Source organism: Mesorhizobium sp. AR07 (genome assembly GCF_024746815.1).
Taxonomy (GTDB): Bacteria; Pseudomonadota; Alphaproteobacteria; order Rhizobiales; family Rhizobiaceae; genus Mesorhizobium.
Window position 1 is genome coordinate 3656805 of the sequence record NZ_CP080525.1, and the last position, 24003, is coordinate 3680807.

Below are 24003 nucleotides of genomic sequence, written 5' to 3' on the forward strand. Positions count from 1 at the left end.
CGGCGCGAATGCTGTCAGGCGGCTATGGTGATGATCGCGCCCGTCTTCAGGGCGGCCACAAGCGCGTCTGTGTCGACTTGCGATGCGCAGATCTCGCCCGGCCTCTCGGCCTCGGTGGCGCCGTTGAACGAGATGACGACATGGCCCATTTCCAGCACCTTGCTCCAGGCGCTGGAGCCGACCGCCGTTATGGTCGCGGCAACCGGACCAAAGGTGATCGACGCGCCCTTTTGCGGCGCGCCGTCGCTGGGTCCGTGCTCCGTCTTGTGAAGCACGGAAACCTCGGCAAGCTCCGGCGGCGAGCCATCCGCAAACAGGATCACCACGCCCCCTTCGGCAAGGTCCGCCACTTCGGGTCCGATGGCAGTGACCCGTGTTCTCAGCAGAACCGTCATATGGCGAACCTCATTTGCTATTTTTCCCAAGAGCGGTTCACCGTTTCACGGAAACGGTGAACCGCTCTATCTCCTTGTTTTGACGCAATTCCCCAGGGAAAGCGCTACGCGATTTTCCCGGGAAAACCGTTTCACGCTTTTCCTGGAATTGCTTCAGAACACGATCAGGCTGACGACCCAGGCGATCAGCACCGAGACCGGGCCCATGATCTGGCGGCTGATGAGCACCGCCGGAACACCGATTTCGATCGTCTTCGGCTTGGCTTCGCCGAGGGCCAGGCCGACGGGGACGAAGTCGCAGCCCACCTGGGTATTGTAGGCAAACAGCGCCGGCAGTGCCATCGCCGGCGAGATCGTTCCGTTGGCGATCTGCGGACCGATGATGGCGACGCCGATGACCTGCGCGATGACCGCGCCTGGCCCGAGGATGGGCGACAGGAACGGCAGGCCGCAGATCGCCGAGATAACCAGCAGGCCGACGATGTTGTTGGCCAGCGGACCCATCGGCTGTGCCAGCACGTCACCGATGCCGGTGTAGAGGATCAGACCGATGAGCATGGTCACGAAGGCCATGAACGGCAGCACGTTGCGGATGACCTGATCGATGGTGCGGCGGCCGGCATTGAAGAAGATGCCGACCACACGACCCATGACGCGGCCGATCGAGCTGATCAGGCCTATGACGCCGCCCTCGCTTGGCAGCGGCTGCGGTGCGGCAGCCGCATTGTTATTGCCTGAACTCATCGATGCTGCTCCCCCGGCAGTGGTGACCGCTTCGGAGCCGTCCGCCATTGTGACGTTGGCCGGCTTCACGCCCGAAACGTAGATGTCCTCGGTGATGAACTGGGCAAGCGGCCCAGACTGGCCGACCGGCGTCAGATTGACGGTCGGGATGCGCTTGCGCGGATAGACGCCGCATCGTGCGGTGCCGCCGCAATCGACGACGACGACCGCCATCTCGCTTTCGATCGGCGGTGCCTTGAAGCCGTCGACGGCTTCGGCGCCGGTCATATCGGCGATCAGCTGTGCCACCGGGTGAATGCCCCCGCCGGTGACGGAAACAACCTTGCTGCGCTGCTCGGTCGGCTCGATGACCAGCGGCCCACCCCAACCGGTGTTGCCCCGGGAAATCCTTACGGCTTTGTATGTCTTGACCATGATGTCCTCCCCGCCCTTACAGCTCGACGCCCTGGCGGCGTGCCATGATGGCGGTGATGCGTTCGGTCAGCATGCCCTTGAGCAGGATGACGACGAGGCCGACGATGGCGTACCAGATCGCCACCTTGACGTGATAACCGGCGACGACAACGCCCTTCTTCTCCAGCTCCAGCAGCGCGACGAGAATGCCTCCCCAGACGAAATATTCGCCGGGATTGATGTGCGGGAACAGGCCGAGCGGCGGGTGCACATAGGACACGGCCGCGTCATAGAAGGCAGGCTTGTGCTTTTCTTCCAGGAACGATCCGAACGTATAAGCCATCGGATTGGTGAGGAAGAACACCGCCAGCAGCGGCAGCAGCGTGTAGCGGGTCAGCGCGATCCTGCCGGCGCCGCGCGCCAGACCGTGGACGCGCTCTTCGCCAACCAGTTCGGTGACGGCGTAGAAGGCCGTCATCAGCACCACCAGCGTCGGAATGATGCCGGTGACGAAGCCGGCGAAAACCTCGCCGCCCTTCTGGAAGATGCCGATGAAGAACTTGCCGATGGCGGTCAGCCAGCCGAGCTGCTCTTCCTGCTGGACTTCCTTCAGCTTTTCCTTGAACTGATCGACGGTGATCGGTCCGCTGTCCGCCTGTGCGAGGACAACGAGATGGTCGGAGGCATGCTCGACCGCGAGCTTGCCATGCAATGCAGCATCCGAGACCATGGCACCTGCGACATGCAAATTGTGCACGGCCATGTCGGCATGCTGCGCCAACAACGAAAATACAGACATTTCTCCTCCTTATGCCGCCCGCCGGTTGATCCCAGTCGGTGCGCGGCGTCCTCTCTCTAAGCCCTTGCTACGTTCAGACCGGACAGACCCGGCTTCTTCCCCGGCTCCGACCGTGTTTTGTCGATCTGTTCGATCGCCCGCTTCACGGCCTCGGCCACACCGGGTTCCCCCTCTCCCATGATTGCAGGATTGGACCGGACTCGATCGAGGGGAACGCCCTCGAATTCTTCATGTCTCTTGAATTTGGTGAAGACGGAACGGCCGCTCATCACCATCAGGCGGCGCACGACCAGGTCGGGCGTCACCACGATGAGCGCGATGGTCCCCTTGGCCAATCGGCCGCGAAAATTGCCGGCTCCGACGAAGCCATCCTTGTACTGGTCGGTGACGCCCTTGAAGACATCGGAATAGTGCCGCATCTGCAGCCAGACGCCGAGCGACTGCAGCGCCCACACAACAACCAGCAGAAGCAGTCCCCACTGCCAAATCGCCATTCGGTTCTCCTCCCGAAGCCTATGTTGAACCGCACCTTGGACCGACGCGCGACAACAGCAAAGTGAGAACATTTGTTTCCGCGAATGTCAATATGTATGATATTGGCCTTTGCAGCCGTCATCCACAGGACGCTGACAGATTTCGGCGGCGGTGCCGTTGTGCTACCCTCATCGGGAAACAGGATACGAGACCATGGATCTGCCCTTCAGGGACGAACTGGCGCTGATGCCGGACCTTCGCCACCGGTTGCGGCAGTTGCGCTGGTTCCGCGCCACCTTTCGCGGCAGCGCCAAGGTGGTCTCGGACACATTCGGCGTGCGCTTTGAAATCGACGAGGCAAAGCTCACCAGGGCGTTTCTCGACTGGGTCGAGATCATGGAGGCACAGAAGGGCTTCGCCGCGATCGACCGCGCCGACTTCATCGTCTTTGCCGCCGGCCTCGTTTTGCGTGAACTGATAAGACAGGCGCCGGCCAGGGAGATCTCCGGCCTCAGCCAGCTGATCGAGACGGACAAGAACGCCGGCACGCTGGAAATCGTCCGTTTCTGGCCGGAAGGGTTCCTCTACACCAACTACTGCGTCTCGGTGATTTCGGCGATCCACGAGCAGGAATTCGGCAGCGCGCCGAGCATCGACAAATGCGCCGACGACTTGAGGACTTGGTGGTCCTACCGCGAGAACGTGACCGAGATGCCTGCCTATGCGGTGGCGTTCCTCGACCGCTTTCTCGGTGCCGAACCGAACTGGATCACGCCAGATCGCGCGCAGTCCCGGCAAGCCATGCAACGGGCGCTTGGATCCTCGCGTGCGAGCGATGCCATCCGCCAGCTTTGAACACCGCGACCGGATGGCGGCGCTGGCCGGACGTTCGCGCGTCAACACGCGCTATTGAACATTTGACTTTTTGCCGATAGCGATGTGCCAAATCGACTCGGGGAGAGAAGCGCGTGGCGCGATCAAGGCCTATCATTTTCGATTGCGACGGCGTTCTTGTCGACAGCGAGCCCCTGGCTGCCCGGGCCTATGAACGCGTCTACGACAAGCATGGCATGCCTGGCGTCAACACCGGCATCATCGCCCAATGCATCGGCATGAAGCAGTCCGATATCATCGCCCGGATCAAGGATTTGACCGGCCACCAGTTCCCGGCGACGGCCGACGGCGACATCTGGGCCGAGACCAAGGTCCTGTTTTCGCAAGAGTTGAAGCCGACACCCGGCATCACCGCGTTTCTGGAGACGCTTGGCGGAGACCGCTGCGTCGCCTCGTCATCCTCCGTCGAGCGCATAAACCACAGCCTGGCCGTGACCGGATTGGCGCGGTTCTTCGGCGATGCGATCTACAGCTCCTCGATGGTCAAGAACGGCAAGCCGGCGCCGGACATCTTCCTGTTTGCCGCCGACAAGATGGGCGCCAACCCGGCCGACTGCATCGTCATCGAGGATTCGCCCTTCGGCATCCAGGGCGCTGTTGCCGCCGGCATGACGGCGATCGGCTACATCGGTGGCGGCCACACCTATCCGGAACACGGCGCGCGACTGGCAGGGGCCGGCGCCAATTTCGTCTGCGCCGACTGGCAGGAAGTTAGCCGGCAACTTGCCGGGCTCGGCGTGCCGGCCTAATTTAGTGGATACCGAGTTAGTCCAAGTCGCGTCCATTCGTCAAGCGGTATCAGTGGCCCCACACGGAAGTTGAAGGACAGGACCCTCGTCGCATCGGTGTCAACCTCGCACCGAAAATTCAGACTGTACCACGTGGTTCTCGTGCTGAAGGCGGCCTGCGGAGGATTAAGAACATTGCCTGTTTTCAGCGGAATAGTCGGCACCCATTTGGGCGAATAATCGGCACTCTGCAATTCCTGATTCAAAACGTTGCCGCAAAGGTTGGCAACGCGCTGATCGCGCGGAACGTTCTCCATAGAGCTTGTGGCGAGCGCGTTGCCGGTCGCGCCCTGCGAGTAAAGCTTTCTAACACCCGGAAGGCCGGAATAGATCGGCGATCCAACCTCGGTGTTGGCGGGATTTGACTTCCCTGCGTTCCCGCTTGGGGCTTTAAAGGCTTTTGCGGATTTGAAATTCATCGCCTTTGCAGGTTTGGGCTTTGTCTTTTCGGCAGAGGATGGAGGTGCTGGCTTGCCGCCGGCCTCGGCCGCCAATGACTTTGGCGTCACGATCGATTGCTTTTCGGCGGTTTGCGGCGCCGCCTCCTGTTTGGCCGGCTGCTGTTTGTCAGTATCCTCTGTCGCCTGCTTCTCCTCGCTTTGCGCGGGCTTGGCGTCCGGCGAGGCGGTTACCTTACTGGAATCTGCCTGTTGCTCGGGACTTGCAGGCGGAGCGGGCGCGAGCTTCGGTTCGACTGGCGGCTTCGTAGCCTCATCCTTGGCCGGCGACGGCGCATTGGCTTGAGCGCTACCTCCGTCTAGAGATTTCTGAGGCTCGGTATCCTTCTCGCCATACTGGAAAACGGGCTTCAGAGCCGGGATGTCCACCGGCTTACGCGGCTGCTCGGGTGGTTTTTCAACCTTTGGTGCCGGTGGCTTTTCAACCTTGGGTTCCGGCGGCTTTTCGGCTTTGGCTTCCTTTGGCGGTGCGGGAGCAGGTTTCGGCTTTGGCTGATCGGGCGCAGGCACGAGCGCGACATTGACCGGCTGCTCCTCCTGCGGCTGTTGGGGAGGCATGGGTAGGCTATAGATCAGAAGCGCCGCGACAAGCGCATGCAGGATCAGCGATGCGGGCAAGGCCCACAGCAAGGTCCGACGCCGCTGACGTATCTCGTCCTCCATCTGGACCGATGTGGAATGAAATAGCGGCGGCTTCAAGCACAGACGCTGGATTGGCGCAATTTAGCCGCTGACAGGTTGGTGATCTCGATAACCACGGCTGGCTAGTATCATGTCGATGCGGCGCCCGCGGCTGGGATGAGCCAGCCGGACCTTATGCGCAGACGCGCCTGCGCGCCGCTCTCCAGCACCACAGGGTCGGGCTGTTCGAAATGCAAGGTGAGATCCGGACCGGCGGAAGGCGTGAATTCGACGCGCGCCGCGCCACCTTGGTAGATCACCCGCTTGACCAGGCCATCGAAGCCGGGGCCGTTCGGCGACACGTCGAGATCGGCTGCCCGGCAGCAGATCTTGGCGCCGGTCCTCGGCCGCTCGCCGGCCCGGCAGCGGACAACCAGCTCGGCTCCCAGAACCCGGACCTTGCAACGACCGGCCTCCTCGGCGCTCAGCACGTCGGCGGGGAGCAAAATTCCTTGCGAAACGAAGGACGCCACCATTTCATTTGCCGGCTCATGATATAGCTGGCGCGGCGTCGCGAGCTGCGCCAGGCGTCCATGATCCATCACCGCGATGCGGTCGGCCAGCGCCATTGCTTCCGCCTGGTCGTGGGTGATGTAGACGATGGTCGTGCCCGTGCGTTTGTGGAAGGCGGCGAACTCATCCTCCATCGAGGCTCTCAGATGCACATCCAGATTGGCGAGCGGCTCGTCGAACAACACCAGCGACGGCGCCGCGACAAGGCAGCGCGCGAGCGCCACGCGCTGGCGCTGGCCGCCTGACAGATTGGCCGGTCGGCGGTCGCCCAATCCCTGCAGATTGACCAGGGTGAGCGCGTCTTCGACCTTCTGGCGCGCGACGGCCTTGTCGAGCTTCGCCACCTTCAGCGAATAGCCGATGTTCTCGGCGACCGTCATGTGCGGCCACAGCGCGTAGTTCTGGAAGACGATGCCGATGCGCCGCCTTTCCGGCGCAACGCTGCCGCCCTTGCCCGACACCACCTCGCTGCCGATGCGGATTTCGCCCGAGGTGACTTTCTCGAACCCGGCGACGAGCCGCAGCAACGTCGTCTTGCCGCAACCGGAGGGCCCGAGCACCGCCAGGAACTCGCCGTCGCCGACATCGATCGACACATCCTTGACCGCATCGAAATCGGCAAAACTCTTGGTCACCTTGTCCAGGGTCAATCGCGCCATGGCAGCACTCCGCCGGGAAGGTGAGGAGCAAGCAGATTGGTCACCAGCATCAGCACGAAGGTGAGCGCCACCGTGATGACGGACATCGCCGCCGCATAGTTGGAATCGCCGCCCTGCTCGAAGGAAAACATGACGACGCCGATCGTTTCCGACCCCGACGACCACAGCAGCACCGACACGGTGAGCTCGCTCAGCGCCGTCATGAAGATCAGCAGGCCACCAGCGATCGCCGCCGGTGCGACGAGCGGAAAGATGATCGTGCGCATGCGCGTGAACAGCCCGGCACCGGCCATCTGGGCTGCCTCCTCCAGCGCCCGGTCGATCTGGTGATAGCCGCTGATGGTCGGCCGCAGCGCCAGCACCAGGAAGCGGGCAAGGTAGGCGTAAAGAATGATCCAGACGGTGTTGTAGAGCTGGATGCCGGTGAGCGGGATCGGCCGCAGGAACAGCAGCAGCGAGGCGATCGCCAGCACCACGCCGGGCAAGGCATAGGGCAGTTCGACCGACAAATTGAGCAGCCGCACCCAGCGCTGCTTGCCCCAGGCAATCAGGTAGCCGATCGGCACGGCGACCAGGACCGCGAAGAAGGCGGCCGCGATCGACAGCCAGAAGCTGTTGAAGAAGGCGCGGCTGGCCGCGTCATGCTCGAACAGCACGAAGCGATAATTGTCGAGCGTTGCCGTCCTGGCGGTAAGAGCAATGCCATAGCCCGGCACCAGCGATGTCAGCGCCAGCCCGAACAGTGGCAGGAACAGCACCGCCACGATGAGCAGCCACATACCGGCCTGAACGGCAGGTCGCCAGCGGCCGAGTTCGTAGGGCTCGGCCGGCAGCGACGTCGAGCTGATGCGGTAGTCGCGGCGGCGGCTCATGACCTCCTGGGCGAAAATACCAGCCATGGCGATGACGCCGATCAGCAGCGACAGAAACGCGGTTTCGCCAAGCACCGCCGGGCCGCCAGCGGCCAGCCGCTGATAGATCAGCGTCGGCAGCACGAGATAATTGGCGGGAATGCCGAGAAAGGCGGGAATGCCGAAATTGCCGACGCAGGACACGAAAGCGAGTGCCGCCGCTGCCATGATCGACGGCGTCATCAGCGGCAGCACGATGGTGACCAGCACGGTGAACCAGCCGGCGCCGCCGGCCCGCGCCGCCTCGACCAGTTCGCGCGGCAGCTTGCGCAGGCCGGCGCGCACCAGCAGGAAAACCAGCGGGCCGTACTGCACGCCGAGCAGCAGGACAATGCCCGAGGTGGAATAGAGCGGGTTCTTGGTGCCTAGCGGGGGTGCCGCCCCAAACAGCTTGAGGAACGGGCTTGCCGGACCGAACAATTGCAGCCAGGCCAGCGCCGTCACCTGCGGTGCGATCATCAATGGCATGACATAGCAAAGCACCAGGGCGCCGCGGCCACGGATGTCTGTCAGCGTGACGAGGACGGCCACCAGCGTTCCCGACAGCACCGCAAGCAAGGTGCCGCCGATGCCGACGACCAGCGTGTGCCAGGTCGCGATCCAGATTGCCGGATTTCTCAATCCGGCCTCTATCGCCATATCGGACAAGATGCCGCCGGGTGCCACGATCTCCTTGATGAGGCGCAGCATCGGCAGCACGGAGAGCAGGACGATGACGACGACCACCATCGCCGTCAGGGCCATTTCCTGGCCCCGACTTTCCCTGATCCGTGTTGACATGATTGCGTTTCCTGAGATCGTTCAGCGGTCAGGGATGCCGTCGGGACGGCATCCCGCCGCGATTGTCGGGCTCAGCCGCCGAACAGTTCCGAGAACTTCGCCTTGTCGGCGTCGGTCGTGGCCACGATTGCCTTGGTGTCGAATGGCATCACCTTGACCTTGACGCCTTCCGGCATCCATTCTGGGCGGCCGACCGAGGCGCGCGCCGGCAGATAGCCCATCGAAAGCGCCAGCTTCTGGCCTTCGTCGGAAAGAATGAAGTCGACGAACTTCTTAGCGCCATCGACATTCCTAGCGGTCTTCATGATCGCGACCGGTTCGGTCACCGCCGGCACGCCTTCGCTGGGGAACACGAACTCGACCGGCGAGCCCTTCTTCTTGGCATTCATCGCCATGAAGTCGACGAGGATGCCATAAGGCTTCTCGCCTGATGCCACCGACTTCAGCACGGCGCCGTTGCCGCGCACGCTCACCGTGTTGTTGGTCTTCAGCTTCTGGAAGAAATCCCAGCCATAATTGGTGTCGCCGACAAAGCCCGAAAGCAGATAGGCGGCCGCACCCGAATAGAGCGGGCTCGGCATGACCAGGCCGTCGGCATAGGCCGGCTTGGCGAGATCGGCCCAATGCTGCGGCTTCTCGGTCGCCGCCGTGTTGTAGACGATGCCGGTGGTGATCAGCTTGCTGCCGAAATAGGTCTTGTCGGCGTCATAGGCATCCGCCTCGATGCCGTCGAGCTTGGCCTCGGGATAAGGTAGCAGCCGGTCGTCCTTCTTTAACAGCTCCATGCTCACCGCATCGGCGATCAAAAGCACGTCGGGCTGCGGGCTGCCGGCGGCGAATTCGGCCGCCATCTTGGTCAGGATGTCGCTCGTTCCCGAGCGATAGATGGTCACGTCGATGCCGGGCTGCGCCTTCTTGAAGGCATCCACGGTCTTGGCCGCATCGGCTTCCGGCTGGGATGTGTAGAGCGTCAGTGTTTCGGCGCCGGCCACGCCGGCAAACAAAGTTGCCGCGAGCGCAAGCTGGCTGGCCAGCAGCTTGATGAATAGCGTCTTCATGAGACCTCCTGTCTTGTCTGTGCATGAGCGGTCCGGCGTTGTGGCCGGTTCCCGTCTCCCCTCCCTGCACGGCGCATATGACTGGTGGATGACAGTGCGCATACCCGACCCGATCAGGCAACAGCTTCGCGCGAAATGCTCTCACGGCACAACAATACGAACCCGCGGAACTGGCGTTCCACGAGCCTCATGGCCGCCCTTGGCCTGGCGCCTCTCCCTTCCTAGACCAGCATGCCCATCGGGTTCTCGATCAGCCGCTTGAAGGCGACCAGCAGTTCGGCACCGAGTGCGCCATCGACGGCGCGATGATCGGTCGACAGCGTCACCGACATCACGGTGGCAATCTTGATCTCGCCATTCTTGACCACCGCCCGCTCCTCGCCGGCGCCGACCGCCAGGATCGTCGCATGCGGCGGGTTGATGACGGCGGCAAAGTCCTTGATGCCGAACATGCCGAGGTTCGACACCGCCGTGGTGCCGCCCTGATACTCTTCCGGCTTCAGCTTGCGGCTGCGGGCGCGGCTGGCCAGATCCTTCATCTCGTTGGAGATGGTGGAAAGCGTCTTTTCGTCCGCATGCCGAATGATCGGCGTGATCAGGCCACCCGGGATCGACACGGCGACGCCGACATCGGCGTGCTTGTGCTTGACCATGGCGCTTTCGGTCCATGAGGCATTGGCATCCGGCACCGCCTTCAGCGCCATGGCAAAAGCCTTGATCACCATGTCGTTGACCGACAGCTTGTAGGCAGGAGCGTCACCCTTGTCAGTTTTTTTCATCGGTGCTGTGGCATTGATCTGCGTGCGCAGCGCCAGCAGCGCATCGAGCTCGCAGTCGAGCGTCAGGTAGAAATGCGGGATGGTGGTCTTGGCCTCGACCAGGCGGCGCGCGATCGTCTTGCGCATGTTGTCATGCGGGGTCAGTTCGTAGGAGCCTTGTTCGAACAGTTTCAGCACCTGCTCGTCCGACATCGCCTTCACCGGCGCGGCAGGAGCAGCGGCCGGAGCCACCGGTGCGCCTGCGGGCGCTGCCTTGGTGGCAGGCTTGGCGCCGCCACCGGCAATCGCCGCATCGACATCGGCCTTCACCACGCGGCCGTGAGGACCGGTGCCTGATACGGCTGAAAGGTCGAGGCCGGCTTCGCGGGCCAAACGGCGAGCGAGTGGTGTTGCGCGCGCAACCGATGGCGATTGGCCGATCTCCCCCCTTGAGGGGGAGATGCCCGGCAGGGCAGAGGGGGGCGTGACAGGCTGAGACGCAGGCGGGACAGCGCCCCCCTCTGTCGGCTTCGCCGACATCTCCCCCTCTAGGGGGGAGATTGGCGCCTTCTCCTGCTCCAAACCAGCCCCATACGCCTCACCATCGGCATAGATCCACGCCACCGCCGCACCGACCGCGATATCCACACCCTGCTTGCCGGTGACGTCGCGCAGGACGCCACTGGCTGGCGCGTCGATCTCCATCGCCGCCTTGTCGGTCTCGATCTCGAACAGCACATCGCCCTTCTTGACCCTGGCGCCCTCTTCGGCGAACCAGCGCGAGATCTGTCCGGTCACCATGTCCATGTCGACCTTGGGAAGAATGACTTCGGTCGGCATGGGCTAGCGGATCCCCTTCACGAGGTCGCGCGCGGCGGCAATGATGTCGGGAACCTGCGGCACAGCAGCCTTTTCCAACTCCGGATTGTAGGGGATCGGCGTCTCGGCGCCGCCCAGCCGCACGATCGGCGCGTCGAGGTAATCGAACGCCTCGCTCTCGGCGATCATGGCACTGACCTCGGCGCCGATGCCCAGCGTCTTGACCGCTTCGTAGACGCACATCAGCCGCGACGTCTTCTTGACGCTGTCGATGACGGTCTGCTTGTCCATCGGCCGGATCGTCCGGAGATCGATGACTTCGATGTCGATGCCTTCGGCTTCCAGCGCTGCCGCGGCGTCGAGCGCCTTGTGCACCATGATCGAGGTGGCGACGATGGTCAGGTCGCCTCCCTCGCGGCGGATGTCGGCCTTGCCGATCGGCACCGTGAAATAGCCTTCGGGCACCGGACCCTTCATCTTGTAGAGCAGCTTGTGCTCGAAGATCATCACCGGATCGGGATCGGCGACCGCCGCCAGCAGCATGCCCTTGGCGTCATGCGGCGTCGCCGGCTGGATCACTTTCAGGCCTGGCACATGGCCGAGCCAGGCCTCGAGGCTCTGGCTGTGCTGCGCTGCCGCACCCGTGCCGGAACCGGCGGGAAAGCGCATCACCAAGGGAACCGAAACCTCGCCGCCGAGCATGAAGCGCATCTTGGCCGCCTGGTTGACGATCTGTTCCATGGCGAGCGTGGCGAAGTCGGAAAACTGGAACTCGAAGATCGGCCGCATGCCGGTGAGGGCGGCGCCGACCGCCACGCCCGCCCCACCCAGTTCCGAAATCGGCGTGTCGATCACCCGCTCCGTGCCGAAGCGATCGACCAGATCGCCGGTGACTTGGAAGGCGCCGCCATAGACGCCGATATCCTCGCCCATCAGGAAGACGCGTTCGTCCATGTCCATGGCGATCGCCATGGCCTCCTGGATCGCCTGGGCGTAGCTCAGTTCACGCACCATCGCGTCCATCACGCCTGCTCCGTATAGACATAGTTGCCGGTGTCGCGGACATCGGGAGACGGGCTCGTCTTGGCGAACTCGATGCCGTCGGCAATCTCCTGCGCCACGGCGCCGCGGATGGCCTCGATGCCGTTGTCGTCGATGAAGCCGAAGTCGCGCAGCTCGCTCTCGAACAGGGTGATCGGATCGCGGTTCGACATCCAGTCCTCGATCTCCTCCTTGCTGCGGTAGCGGTTGCGGTCGCTCTTGGAATGGCCGCGATGGCGATAGGTCTTGGATTCGATCAGTGTCGGCCCCTCGCCGGCGCGTGCCCGCGCCACCGCCTGGTGCGATGCCTCGGCGACTTCGGAGAAGATGTTGCCGTTGACGATGACGCCCGGCATCGAATAGGCGGCGCCGCGCTCGGCGATGTTCTTGACGGCGGTCGAGCGGGCCGTCGATGTCGACATGCCATAGCCGTTGTTCTCGCAGACGAAGATCACCGGCAGTTTCCAGACCGCCGCCATGTTCAGCGCCTCGTGGAAGGCGCCTTCATTGTTGGCGCCGTCGCCGAAGAACGACACCACGACCTTGCCGGTCTTCATCATCTTGGAGGACAGTGCCGCCCCGACAGCGATCGGGATGCCGCCGCCGACGATGCCGTTGGCGCCGAGATTGCCCTTGCCGACATCGGCAATATGCATCGAACCGCCGCGGCCCTTGCAGTAGCCTGACGTCTTGCCGAAGAACTCGGCGAACATGCGCTTGACCTCGGCGCCCTTGGCGATGCAGTGGCCATGGCCTCGATGCGTCGAGGTGATCTGATCATCCTCGGCAAGCGGCATGCAGATGCCCATGGCGCTGGCTTCCTGGCCGATCGACAGATGCATGGTGCCGTGGATGAGGCCGCGCGTGTAACACTCCTCCGCGCCCTCCTCGAAGCGGCGGATGAGGTACATCTTGTAGAGCACCTCCCTGAGCTGCTCGGCGCTGTACTGGCGATAGACGAAGGGCAGGTTGGCGCGACTGTCGGCGACGGCTTTGCTGGCTCCGGCCATGGTCAGGCTCCCACGGACCCGTAGACGAGCTTGTCCTGGCGGGCGCGCAGTTCGGCGATCTTGGAGCCCGGTGCGGGAGCGGCGTTCGCATAGGTGATGAGCTCACCCTTCTTGATCGGCGCGGTCACCGAGCCGCCTTGCAGCAGGCCGCAGGGAATGGCCTTGGCGGCGCGCGCTTCCGGCGCGGTCATGATCCAGGCGCGGTAGCAATATTCGCCGATCGCATCGAGCTTCTCGCCCGGCTTCATGTCCTTCTTGGCCACCGAGCAGACCTCGGCGGTCGGCTTGGCCAGCGGCACCATGTCCGCCTTGCCGTACAGCACGACGCGGGCGCAGGTCAGCGGCACTTCGAGCGAGGTCAAATGATAGGGACGGTGGAAGGTGAAATACGGGCCCTTGCCCATCTTCAGATCTTCCATGCGCTCCGAAATGCGCGGATGCGACATGTCGGCGACGACGAAGACGCCGGGCGCGACACCCTTGCCGATCGAGTAGTCGACGACGCCGACCTTCGACAGCACGCCGCCATCCTTTTGCGGCACCAGCACCTTGGACAGTTCGCCGAGCGTCGCCGCCGGGCCATGCATGCCGGGCTTGTCGGGAACCAGACCGGTGGCGTTGGCGATCGCGGCCATCTCGACCATGGTCTTGGAGCCATCGACGAATTCGACCAGCATGCGCACATTCATGTGCCGGCGCTTGGCCTCCTCCTCATAGTCGGGAGGGGTGGCATCGATGTTGAGCGGATTGTTCTTGCCCTTGCCGGCGGCGACGATCGGATGGCCCATCGCCGAGACGAATTCAATGAGCTCCATGCAGGAGGACGGCTCATCGCCGGCGCCCAGCGAATAGGTGACGCCGAGCCGGTCGGCCTCGCTTTTCAGATAGGCGCCGATGGTGACGTCGGCTTCGACATTCATCATCACCAGATGCTTGCCATGCTCCATGGCGCGCAGCCCAATCTCGGCGCCGACGGCCGGAACGCCGGTGGCGTCGATGACGACGTCGATGAGATCATTGTTGATGACCAGGCTGGCATCGTTGGTCACCGCGATCTTGCCGGCCTCCATCGCCGCCGTCATTGCCGATGCGTTCGACACTTCGCGCGCGTGCCCGGTTTCCTGGAAGGCGATGTCGGCGGCCTTGCTGGCGGCGGGCAGGTTCAGTTCGGAGATGGCGCCGATCTCGATGCCGGACATATGCGCGACGCGGGTGACGATATCGGTTCCCATCTCGCCCGAGCCGATCAGGCCGATGCGGATAGGCTTGCCGGACTTGGCGCGTTCCTCGAGATCGCGGGCAAGGCCCGTCAATGAAACATTGGAAGCCATACCGCTAGTTCCTCCCATAATGCAGGCTGTTCAATTGCCTTGACGGGTATTGAACATATGTATTTCTGTCAAGACTAATGTCCAGGTTAGGCGCTTTTTGGCAGTCTTTGCGGAGGCAAGGCAAGAACCACAAAAAGCCCCGTGAAGCGACTGCGGCCGCACGGAAAGTTGCGCGTGAACGCACACCGTGACGACCACGTCGTCGCCAGTCGATCGTTTCGGCTGCGGAGAAAGCTTCGGAAAGCGATCAGGCGTCGCCCGCACCCAAGAAATCGTGGAAATGAACAATCACGCCGTCCGCGTCGATCAGAATGATGGCATAGGCCGGCGGCTCGTGGCCCAGGCGCCAGCTCTGCGAGAAATCGAGCGCGGTCTGATGATTGGTGCTGCGCAGCGTGCTGACGGGAATGCCGCGCCAGCTGCCGGCGATCAGCCGGTGGACGTGTCCGGCGAAGATGTGGCGGACTTTGCCATGGCGCAGCAAAACTTCATGCAAGGCGTCAGTGTCGGCGAGCCGGACTCGGTCGAGCTCGGGGATGTGAATCCGGAACGGCGGATGATGCATGAAGAGGAAGACCGGCTTACCACGCGCCTCTTGCAGCCGCTCATCGAGCCAGTCGAGACGCGCGGCGCATAGCTTGCCCTCGACATGTCCGCTGTCCAGCGTGTCGAGCAGGATCAGGCGGCCCTCGCGGCTGTCGACGACGCTCTGGACAAAACCCCGCTCGGCAGCCGCTTCCGGGAACATCTCGAGAAACAGTGCCCGGTCGTCATGGTTGCCGAGCATCAGCCGGCAGGGCGGACCGAACCCTGCCAGTCTTTCCCCGAGCGCCGCATAGGCGGCGCGCTCGCCGTCATTGGTCAGGTCGCCGGAAATCACCACCAGATCGGCGTCGGCGTGGTTGCTGCCGATGTCGGCAAGGCAGGCTTCCAACCTGGAGAGCGGATTGGAGCCGTACAGAAGACCGCCCGGCGCAAGCAAATGAGGATCCGAGATCTGGATGATTTTCATGGTGTCGACCTGTGGTTGCGAATTTCACGGCGATTGACTCGGGATGTCGTTTTGCGTCACGCGGATGGAACAAAACTGCCGCGCACGACAAGCGGCACGCCGAGCCGCTCGCGGATCGGCGCCAGATCCGGTTGCTGCTGGCGCAGGTCGAGCAATGCGACGGCCTTGGCAGCCATCGTCTCCGGATCCTGGCGGAAGGTGGTCAGCCGATAGGCCAGCCAGCCGGCTTCGGGAACGTCGTCGAAGCCGATTACCGAGAGATCGCCGGGGATGGTGAGCCCGGCCTGGCGTGCATGATCCATGACGCCGAAGGCGATGAGATCGTTGACGCAGAAGATCGCCTGCGGCCTGTCCCGTCGATCGATAAGGGCGCGTCCTGCCTGCAAGCCGCCCGCATAGTCCGTGTCGCTTCCCCGCGCGACCGCCATCTCGGCGCCAAGACGGCTGGCCTCGGCGCAGAACGCATCCTCGCGCTCGGTGATGGTGGGAGTGCCCGACAGCGAGCCTGCCAGGCCGAGCCTCATCATCCCCCGCGCGACGAACATGGCCGCCGCCAGCCTGGCTGCCGCGGCGCCGTCTGTCTGGATGTGGTCGGCCTCCGGTTCGGAACGGCCAATCACCACAAGCGGCTGGCCGTTGCGCCGAGCCAACTCGAAGAAGGAGGACGGCGGCGAGCCGGACAGGATGATCGTCGCCTCGGCGCGGTGGCCGAGCAGCGTCTTCTGGGCCGCGATCAGTTCCTGTTCGGTCTGGCCGGTGTTGATCATCACCGGAACATTGCCACGATGGATCAATGCTTTGGTCAAGGCAGCTGCCAGATGGGCGCGGAAACCGACTTCCGGCTTCGTCACCACCAATCCGACCAGCCGACTTTGATTGGCGAGCAGGCCGCGCGCCAGGTCGTTGACCTGGTAGCCGAGTTCCTCAGCGGCGCGCATGATCTTTTCGCGCGTCTCAGTGGCGACACTGGCGCCGGGCGTGAAGGCGCGCGACACCGCCGACCGCGAGACGCCGGCCTGGCGCGCGACATGCAGGGCGCTGACGGAGCGAAGCTTGTCGGAGGTCTTGTCCTTGTCTTTCGTCGTGGTCGCGTCGTCGGTCATGCTCTTGCGCTCTTCAATGGCCGACCCGCGAAAGCACGTCCGCTTTCAGGAACCGCTCGACGATAAGCATAAAGCCGATCGACGGGATGAGCAGCAGAAGTGCCGTGATCGAGGCGATCTGGTAGTTGCCGCCGGCGCCCGCCGAATAGAGCAGCAGCGGCAGCATATTCACATCCGGCGCGCCGACGAAATAGCTGCCTGTGAATTCATCGAGCGATTCGAGAAAGACGAAGATGGCGCTGGCCATCAGGCCCGGCATGGCGAGCGGCAAGGTGACATCGCGAAAGGCGCGGAACGGTCCGGCGCCAATCGAACGGGCAGCTTGCTCCAGTTCGACATCGACGGCGGAAAAGGCCGCCGTGGCAATCCACACGGCATAGACGAGACCATGCACCGCATGCACCAGAACCACGCCGGTGATCGTGCCGTTGAGGCCGATCTGGTAGAACAGGCGGGCGATGTTGACATAGACCGGCAGGTTCGGAAACGCCTGCGGAATGAGGAAGGCGAGCAGGATCAGGCTGCGCAGCGGCAGCTTCAGCCGAGCCAGCGCATAGCCCGCCGGGATGGCCAGCGCCAGCGAGACGATGACCGTCAGCACCGCGACCAGAATGCTGTTCTTCAGCGAATCCATCGCATTGCCACGCGGCGAGAACACCCGCGCCCAGACGCTGAAGCCATAGTCGAGCGGCAGGACGTGCGGGAAATACCATCGCTCCGCCACCGTCCACAGCAGCAGATTGAGCAGCGGACCGAAGATGATGAAAGCAAGCAGCCCCAGAAGTGCGGCCCTGGGCAGCCACCAGTGGTCGACGCGCAGATTCTGCCGAATGGAGGGCACAGCGAGGCTCATGCGCGCTCCTTCATGGTGTGGCGCAGATAGATCCAGGCGACGCCCGAGGTGACGACAAGCGAGATCAGGCCCAGCGCATTGGCCACGCCATAATCGCCATAGGCGTTGATGCGGAAAGCAATGTCGGCCGTGAGCATGGTCGGCGACTGTGCGTTGATCATCAGCGGCACCGACAGCACCGACATCATGGTCACGAATGACAGGATGAGGCCGACCAGCAGCGTGGTGGCGATTTGCGGCACGACGATCTCGATCAGGATGCGCAGCCGCGAGGCGCCGAGATTGCGCGCGGCTTCAATGGTGCCGCGGTCGATAGACGCCATGGCGCCGGCAACCAGCAGCGCGACGAAGGGCACCTGTTTCCAGACGAAGGCGATGACGATGCCGCGCCAGTCGAGAAAGGCGGTGGCCTGCATTGGGGTGATGACGCCGGCGCCGATCAGCAAATTGTTCATCAGGCCGTTCTTGGCGAGAAAGGTGCGCAGGATCTGGCCGACGACAATGAACGGGATGAACATCGGCCAGCGATAGAGCCAGCGCAGGATCGCCACCGCGCGCGGATTTTCCCCCAACGTCAGGTAACCGCCGATGGCAATTGAAAACAGCCCGATGAGCAGCGTCGACAGGCTGACGATCAGAACGGTGAAGATCGTGTCGTTGCGGTAGAGCTCGAACGCCTTGACGAAATTGCCCAAGCCATAGGAGCCGCCCACTTCGAACGCGCCGACAACCGAAGCGGCAAGTGGGACGAGGAACAGCAGCACGATGACCGCCAGCGCGGGCAGGACGAGCAGCAGGCCGAAAAGGCGCTTCGACATGGTTGGACTTTCGCTCGATGGCAGGCAGCCGAAAACCGCCCGGCGGTGCCGGGCGGTTCGGGTTCAGATATCAGTCGGCGAGATCAATTCGCGGTCTGCCGCTCATAGGCTTCGAGAATGGCGTTGTTGTAGGGAGCGATCGGGAAAGGCTTGCCGTACTTGGCCAAATCCTCGGGCGAGATGTCGACGAACAGCTTGTTCCAGGTCGCCTCGTCGAGCTTCGGCTTGACGAAATCGGCATCGATGCCCGGATACCAGTTGAACTTCTTGACGATGCCGTCGGCCTGCACTTCCGGGCTGGTCGCCAGCGCCACGAACTTCTCGGCCAGCGCCTCGTTCGGGCTCTTGGCAGGGATCACGTAGTGCATCGGCTGGCCGGGCATGCCGGGTGCCGGCAGCACCAGTTTCAGGTCGGGCGGCAGCCGGCCGTCCGCCTGCCAGGAGTAGAACATGTCGACCCAGACCGGTCCCATGGCGATCTCGCCACGCGACAGCATGTCGAGCGTGCCGGCATTGCCTGGCGTCAGCGTGGCGTTGGCGGTGAACTCCTTCAGGCTGGCGAAGGCCTTGTCCCACTTCTTGGTTTCGGCTTCCTCGAAGGGGCCGTTCATCAGCTTGTTGGCATCGCCTTCGCCGAACGCGTAGATCCAGCTCATGACGAAGCTGACGCCGGAAGCGCCGCCCTTGATGCCGTTATAGCCGAACTGCTTGGGATGCTCCTTGGCCCAGGCGACCAGCTCGTCGTAACTCTTCGGCGGATTGGGCACCATGGCCGGATTGTAGGCGATCGCCGTCTGGCTGTTGAACATCGGCATGACGTAGCCGCTGACATTGCTGCCCAGCGCTATGTCGGCATTGGCACGCGTCACCATCTTGCCGGTGTCGATCTTCGGGCGATAGGCTTCGAGGTAGCCGGCGGTCACCATCGGACCGGCGAATTTTTCGTGCACGACGGCAACATCGGTATCCCATTTTGCCGAACCGGCATCGGCCTGTGCCTTGAAGCGCTCGGTGATCTTTTGCGATCCGGCGTCACCCGGACCGGTGCCGACGACACGCACGGTGTCGCCGGGATTCTGCTTCTCGAACAGCGGCCCGAGATAGTCGTTGATGTAATCGACCATGTTCTGGTCGCCGGCGGTGAGAACGGTGAGCTCGGCGGCGGTCGCGGGCGATGCCACCAGGCCGAGAGCCAGTGCAGCTTGCAGGATTGTCTTCACGAAAAGTCTCCAGTTGGATGAAGAGGGTCAAGCTTCGGATGTTTCCAGGGCGCGGCTTTTGGCACCGCCGGACCGGGAACGGATTGGCGCGAGCGGCGAAATTGCCGGCGCGCTGAACAGGAAAAGTACCTCGGGCGGGATACGGATCTTGACCGCCTCGCCCGCCGCGAAGGCCTTGTGCGCATCGACCAGGATCGTGTCGTCGCCGACCCGCACCGCATGGCGCCAGAAGCCGCCGGGGTAGCTGACGGTTTCGACGCGGCCCGACAGTTCGAGCGTTCCGGCAGGCACGGCATCCGCGGCACTGCCAGGAACAAGCTGCGCCGCTTCGGCACGAAAACGTGCCTCGACAAAGCCGCGCGCCAGCGCACGCCCATCCAGCGGCACCGCGCAGGCGGCGTTTGCCGGTCCGGCTTCGATCTCGAAACGACCCGACGATGGCTGACCCCACAGCTCGACCGTATTCTCCGCACCCATGAAGGCGGCGACAAAGGCGGAAGGCGGGCGGTTGTAGACGGCCTCGGGCGTCCCCTGTTGCGCGACGTGTCCCGCATCGAGGATGACGATGCGGTCGGCCATCACCATGGCTTCCTCGCGGTCATGCGTCACATGCACGGCGGTGATGCCGAGCCGTTTCTGCAAAGCGCGGATCTCGTGGCGCACGGTCAGCCTTATGCGCGCGTCGAGATTGGACAGCGGTTCGTCGAGAAGCAGGATTTCTGGATCGATGGCCAGTGCCCGGCCGAGCGCGACGCGCTGGCGTTGCCCACCCGAAAGCTGTGCCGGCTTACGATCGCCAAGACCATCGAGACCGAGCAGTTTCTCCATCTCGCCGACGCGCCGTGCAATCTCGCTGCGCGCATGCCGCTTGAGCTTCAACCCGTAGCCGATGTTCTGCGCCACCGTCATATGCGGCCAAAGCGCGTAGGATTGAAACACCAGCGCCATGCCGCGCTTGTCTGGCGGCAGACGGGTAACATCGCGGCCGGCCACCTTGATCGCGCCCGCGCTTGGCGAAACAAAGCCGGCTATGGCACGCAGAAGCGTGGTCTTGCCGCAGCCGGAGGCACCGAGCAGCGCGACGAACTCTCCTTTGGCGATTGCCAGGTCTATCCCGTTCAGAACCGGCGACGCACCATATCCGGCACTGATACCACCGAGCTCAAGAAAGCCGTCTTTCGTCATTTATCACCTGTTGCACAGCTGTGCATCGCAAGATGCCAACTGCCCGCACATGGGTTCCCAATAGGAGGTCTGGATAACATCTTGATGACGGTTGGCGGGGAAAGCTCCTCTCTTCCCCTTCATCCGCCGATCTTCGATCCGGCGAGTGGCTGGCGAAGAACCTCCCAGTTTTTCCGCTGCCGACGCCACGATACAATCATCTGGCGGCGATTGGGAAAGCTTTTTTGATCGAAGGTCGGCGAAAGCGAAACGGCCGGCTGGGCGCGTTATTGCGCCGTCCAGCCGCCGTCCATCGGCAACGTCGTGCCGGTGATCTGCCTGGCGGAATCCGAGCACAGGAACAGCGTCAGCGCCGCCAGTTCGTCGACAGTCACGAATTCCTTCGTCGGCTGTGCCGCCAGCAGCACGTCGTGCTTGACCTGTTCCTCGGTCATGCCGCGCGCCTTCATCGTGTCGGGAATCTGCTTTTCGACCAGAGGCGTCCAGACATAGCCCGGCGCGATCGCGTTGACGGTGACGCCGTCAAGCGCGGCCTCGAGAGCCACCGTCTTGGTCAGGCCCGCAATGCCGTGCTTGGCCGACACATAGGCTGACTTGAACGGCGAAGCGACCAGCGCATGCGCGGAAGCCGTGTTGATGATGCGGCCCCATTTGCGCGCCTTCATGCCGGGCAGCGCCGCCTTGATCGCATAGAAGGCGGCAAGCAGATTGATGCGGATGATGGCTTCCCATTTGTCATCCGGGAATTCCTCGATCGGCGCGACATGCTGGATGCCGGCATTGTTGACCAGGATATCGAGACTGCCGAACGCGGCCTCTGCCTCGTGCACCATGGCGCTCACCGCCGCACCGTCCATCATGTTGGCATCGGAGTAGCGGCATTTGACGCCGAAATCCTTCTCGATGCCGGCCCGCTCCTGCTCGATGTCAGCGGCATCGCCCAGACCGTTGATGGTGACGTTGGCGCCTTCGGCGGCGAAGGCGCGGGCGATCGCCAGGCCGATACCGCTGGTCGAACCGGTGACGAGCGCGTTCTTCGAGGACAGGGAAGCCATGATGATCTCGCAAGAAGTGGGAGGGAACGAACGAGGCGGCTTTGTGCGCCGCAACATGACAATGCCACAGCCATATGTCGGCTCGATTACAGGGGTGCGACCGTGTCGACGCCCCGGTTGGAAGGGCCCGTCAGGCGGCCGACACGGCACTGTCATGGTGCCGTGCAACATAAACCGAAGCGCACTCGCGCAGTCCTTCCTGAACCGAATGGGGCTACAGCCTTGCAGATCGCCGATGTCGTGAAGCGCGCCTATGCGATGCCGCTGACCAACCCGTCTTTCCCGCCCGGGCCATATCGTTTCTTCAACCGCGAATACGTCATCATCACCTATCGCACGACGCGCGAGGCCCTGGAGGCTGTCGTGCCGGAGCCCCTGGAGATCGACGAGCCGCTGGTCAAGTACGAGTTCATCCGCATGCCTGATTCGACCGGCTTCGGCGACTACACCGAAACCGGCCAGGTCATCCCGGTTCGCTACAAAGGCGAGCACGGCGCCTACGTCCATTCGATGTATCTCGATGATGACGCGCCGATCGCCGGCGGGCGTGAGCTGTGGGGCTTTCCGAAAAAGCTGGCCAGCCCGAAGATCGTCCATGAGGGCGAGGTGATCGTCGGCACGCTGCACTATGGCAGCGTTCTGTGCGCCACCGGCACCATGGGCTACAAGCACAAGGCCGCCGATCATGGTCCGGTCCTTGCCTCGCTGGCGGCGCCCAATTTCCTGATCAAGATCATTCCGCATGTCGACGGCACGCCGCGCATCTGCGAACTGGTCCGCTACCACCTCACCGACATCACGCTGAAGGAAGCCTGGACGGCGCCCGCGGCACTTGACCTGCGGCCCCACGTCATGGCCGACGTGGCGCGGCTGCCGGTGCTCGACGTCGTCTCGGCCGTCCACTTCACCGCCGATCTGACGCTTGGGTTGGGCGAGGTGGTGCACGACTATCTCGCCGACCGCGCCTGATCGCATCCGCCAATCAGAGCCCAAACGAAAGTCGGAGAAAAACCGTGCTCGAACGCAATCGCAAGAAGGAGGCCACCGCCACCATCGAGGAGATCTCGGCGCAGTATGACCGCATCGCGCTGGTGTTTCAGGGTGGCGGCGCGCTCGGCGCCTATCAGGCCGGGGTCTATCAGGCGCTGGCCGACGCCGGCTGCGAACCGAGCTGGTTTTCGGGTGTGTCGATCGGCGCCATCAACGCGGCGATCATCGCCGGCAATGAATCAAGCCGCCGCCTGCAGCGGCTCGAGCAATTCTGGCAGACGATCTCGGGCCGCAAGATCTGGGCCTACACGCCGGAAGGCGACATCTACCGCGACATCCGCAACCGCACCAGTTCGTGGATGACGATGACCATGGGCCAGCCCGGCTTCTTCAAGCCGCGCAATCCCAATCCGTGGTTCGAACAGCCCGGCGCCGAGGGCGCCACCAGCTTCTACGACACGGCCGAGTTGAAGGAGACGCTGCAGAGCCTGATCGACTTCGATATCCTCAACGACGGCAAGAAGCGGCTGAGCGTCGGCGCGGTCAATGTCAGGACCGGCAACTTCGTCTATTTCGACACCGAGAAGGTGCGCATCGAACCGGAGCACATCATGGCCAGTGGCGCGCTGCCGCCGGCCTTCCCGTCGATCCGCATCGAAGGCGAATATTACTGGGACGGCGGCATCGTCTCCAACACGCCGTTGCAATATCTGCTCGACCAGGAAGAGGATCGCTCGTCGCTGGTGTTCCAGGTCGACCTGTTCAGCGCGCGCGGGGTGCTCCCACGCAGCATGCCGGACGTTCTGTCCCGTCACAAGGACATCATGTATTCGAGCCGCACGCGGCAGAACACTGACAATTTCCAGCGCATCCATGCGCTGAAGATGAAGCTGCTCGAAGCGCTGAAGCGTGTGCCCGCCGAATTGCTGATGGATGGCGAAAAGGAGCTGATCGCCGACTATTCGAAGGCCGGCGTGGTCAACATCGTTCACCTGATCTACCAGCACAAAGGCTATGAGGGCCACGCCAAGGACTACGAATTCTCCGGCACCTCGATGCGCGAGCACTGGGAGATGGGGCTGGAAGACACGCAACGCACGTTGCGCCATCGCCAATGGCTGACCTTGCCGACCAATGTCGAGGGCGTCGCCATCCACGATCTGCACCGCGAGGATCCGACCTGAGATCTTCGCCGGCGCCCTCGTCTGACGAGGGCATTGGCTTCAATGGCGTGTGGCGAACCCAACCCAGAACGAGCCTA

Annotated in this window: 23 protein-coding genes; 4 read left to right on the forward strand and 19 right to left on the reverse strand. The window is 63.3% G+C overall.

Annotated features, from left to right (window positions below):
- Positions 1–14 precede the first annotated feature (14 nt).
- The 4 genes from BPNPMPFG_RS18655 to BPNPMPFG_RS18670 all read right to left on the reverse strand — a co-directional run bounded on the left by BPNPMPFG_RS18655 (position 15) and on the right by BPNPMPFG_RS18670 (position 2825).
- Positions 15–395, reverse strand: a complete 381-nt coding sequence (locus BPNPMPFG_RS18655; RefSeq protein ID WP_258590175.1) for a PTS glucitol/sorbitol transporter subunit IIA — start codon at positions 393–395, stop codon at positions 15–17.
- Positions 396–548: 153 nt separating this feature from the next.
- Entirely contained in the window at positions 549–1553 is a 1005-nt protein-coding gene (gene srlE, locus BPNPMPFG_RS18660; RefSeq protein ID WP_258590176.1) for a PTS glucitol/sorbitol transporter subunit IIB, read from the reverse strand.
- A gap of 16 nt (positions 1554–1569) precedes the next feature.
- Positions 1570–2331, reverse strand: coding sequence for a PTS glucitol/sorbitol transporter subunit IIC (srlA, locus tag BPNPMPFG_RS18665; protein WP_258590177.1), 762 nt, complete (start codon positions 2329–2331; stop codon positions 1570–1572).
- Positions 2332–2387: 56 nt separating this feature from the next.
- Positions 2388–2825, reverse strand: a complete 438-nt coding sequence (locus BPNPMPFG_RS18670) for a transcriptional regulator GutM (protein WP_258590178.1) — start codon at positions 2823–2825, stop codon at positions 2388–2390.
- 193 nt (positions 2826–3018) lie between these two features.
- On the opposite strand from BPNPMPFG_RS18670, the gene BPNPMPFG_RS18675 reads away from it, so the two are divergent.
- On the forward strand, positions 3019–3660 hold the full coding sequence (locus BPNPMPFG_RS18675; RefSeq protein WP_258590179.1) for a hypothetical protein: 642 nt from the start codon (positions 3019–3021) through the stop codon (positions 3658–3660).
- A gap of 113 nt (positions 3661–3773) precedes the next feature.
- Positions 3774–4448 carry an HAD family hydrolase gene (locus tag BPNPMPFG_RS18680; protein WP_258590180.1) on the forward strand — a complete coding sequence of 225 codons (675 nt, stop codon included), beginning with the start codon at positions 3774–3776 and terminating at the stop codon, positions 4446–4448.
- Here BPNPMPFG_RS18680 and BPNPMPFG_RS18685 read toward each other — a convergent pair.
- From BPNPMPFG_RS18685 to BPNPMPFG_RS18755, 15 genes are all read right to left on the reverse strand, one after another.
- Positions 4445–5608 (reverse strand): DUF930 domain-containing protein, encoded by a 1164-nt coding sequence (locus tag BPNPMPFG_RS18685; RefSeq protein WP_258596809.1) that lies wholly within the window; start codon positions 5606–5608, stop codon positions 4445–4447. The two genes, BPNPMPFG_RS18680 and BPNPMPFG_RS18685, sit on opposite strands and share 4 nt — an antisense overlap.
- 107 nt (positions 5609–5715) lie before the next feature.
- Positions 5716–6798, reverse strand: coding sequence for an ABC transporter ATP-binding protein (locus tag BPNPMPFG_RS18690; RefSeq protein ID WP_258590181.1), 1083 nt, complete (start codon positions 6796–6798; stop codon positions 5716–5718).
- Positions 6786–8489, reverse strand: coding sequence for an ABC transporter permease (locus BPNPMPFG_RS18695; RefSeq protein ID WP_258590182.1), 1704 nt, complete (start codon positions 8487–8489; stop codon positions 6786–6788). Before BPNPMPFG_RS18695 ends, BPNPMPFG_RS18690 begins: the two co-directional genes overlap by 13 nt.
- A gap of 71 nt (positions 8490–8560) precedes the next feature.
- Positions 8561–9547, reverse strand: coding sequence for an ABC transporter substrate-binding protein (locus BPNPMPFG_RS18700; protein ID WP_258590183.1), 987 nt, complete (start codon positions 9545–9547; stop codon positions 8561–8563).
- A gap of 221 nt (positions 9548–9768) precedes the next feature.
- Positions 9769–11145, reverse strand: coding sequence for a pyruvate dehydrogenase complex dihydrolipoamide acetyltransferase (locus BPNPMPFG_RS18705; protein ID WP_258590184.1), 1377 nt, complete (start codon positions 11143–11145; stop codon positions 9769–9771).
- A 3-nt stretch (positions 11146–11148) separates the two neighbouring features.
- Positions 11149–12147 carry an alpha-ketoacid dehydrogenase subunit beta gene (locus BPNPMPFG_RS18710; protein ID WP_258590185.1) on the reverse strand — a complete coding sequence of 333 codons (999 nt, stop codon included), beginning with the start codon at positions 12145–12147 and terminating at the stop codon, positions 11149–11151.
- The gene (locus BPNPMPFG_RS18715) at positions 12147–13175 is read right to left on the reverse strand and encodes a thiamine pyrophosphate-dependent dehydrogenase E1 component subunit alpha (RefSeq protein ID WP_258590186.1); all 1029 of its coding nucleotides are present in this window, start codon (positions 13173–13175) and stop codon (positions 12147–12149) included. Before BPNPMPFG_RS18715 ends, BPNPMPFG_RS18710 begins: the two co-directional genes overlap by 1 nt.
- A gap of 2 nt (positions 13176–13177) precedes the next feature.
- The gene (locus tag BPNPMPFG_RS18720; protein WP_258590187.1) at positions 13178–14506 is read right to left on the reverse strand and encodes an NAD(P)H-dependent oxidoreductase; all 1329 of its coding nucleotides are present in this window, start codon (positions 14504–14506) and stop codon (positions 13178–13180) included.
- 247 nt (positions 14507–14753) lie between these two features.
- Positions 14754–15518, reverse strand: coding sequence for a phosphodiesterase (locus tag BPNPMPFG_RS18725; protein ID WP_258590188.1), 765 nt, complete (start codon positions 15516–15518; stop codon positions 14754–14756).
- A gap of 56 nt (positions 15519–15574) precedes the next feature.
- Positions 15575–16621 carry a LacI family DNA-binding transcriptional regulator gene (locus BPNPMPFG_RS18730; RefSeq protein ID WP_258590189.1) on the reverse strand — a complete coding sequence of 349 codons (1047 nt, stop codon included), beginning with the start codon at positions 16619–16621 and terminating at the stop codon, positions 15575–15577.
- Positions 16622–16634: 13 nt separating this feature from the next.
- A complete protein-coding gene (locus tag BPNPMPFG_RS18735) occupies positions 16635–17474 on the reverse strand; it encodes an ABC transporter permease (protein ID WP_258590190.1) in 840 nt (279 codons plus the stop codon).
- The gene (locus BPNPMPFG_RS18740) at positions 17471–18292 is read right to left on the reverse strand and encodes an ABC transporter permease (RefSeq protein WP_258590191.1); all 822 of its coding nucleotides are present in this window, start codon (positions 18290–18292) and stop codon (positions 17471–17473) included. Before BPNPMPFG_RS18740 ends, BPNPMPFG_RS18735 begins: the two co-directional genes overlap by 4 nt.
- 83 nt (positions 18293–18375) lie before the next feature.
- Positions 18376–19512, reverse strand: coding sequence for an ABC transporter substrate-binding protein (locus BPNPMPFG_RS18745; protein ID WP_258590192.1), 1137 nt, complete (start codon positions 19510–19512; stop codon positions 18376–18378).
- Between the two features lie 27 nt (positions 19513–19539).
- Positions 19540–20697 carry an ABC transporter ATP-binding protein gene (locus BPNPMPFG_RS18750; RefSeq protein WP_258590193.1) on the reverse strand — a complete coding sequence of 386 codons (1158 nt, stop codon included), beginning with the start codon at positions 20695–20697 and terminating at the stop codon, positions 19540–19542.
- Positions 20698–20963: 266 nt separating this feature from the next.
- Positions 20964–21752, reverse strand: coding sequence for a 3-hydroxybutyrate dehydrogenase (locus BPNPMPFG_RS18755; protein ID WP_258590194.1), 789 nt, complete (start codon positions 21750–21752; stop codon positions 20964–20966).
- Between the two features lie 222 nt (positions 21753–21974).
- Here BPNPMPFG_RS18755 and BPNPMPFG_RS18760 point away from each other — a divergent pair, with 222 nt between their 5' ends.
- On the forward strand, positions 21975–22721 hold the full coding sequence (locus BPNPMPFG_RS18760) for an acetoacetate decarboxylase (RefSeq protein WP_258590195.1): 747 nt from the start codon (positions 21975–21977) through the stop codon (positions 22719–22721).
- A 44-nt stretch (positions 22722–22765) separates the two neighbouring features.
- Positions 22766–23926: a patatin-like phospholipase family protein gene (locus BPNPMPFG_RS18765; RefSeq protein WP_258590196.1), complete on the forward strand. Its 1161-nt coding sequence runs from the start codon at positions 22766–22768 to the stop codon at positions 23924–23926.
- The last annotated feature ends 77 nt before the right edge of the window (positions 23927–24003 follow it).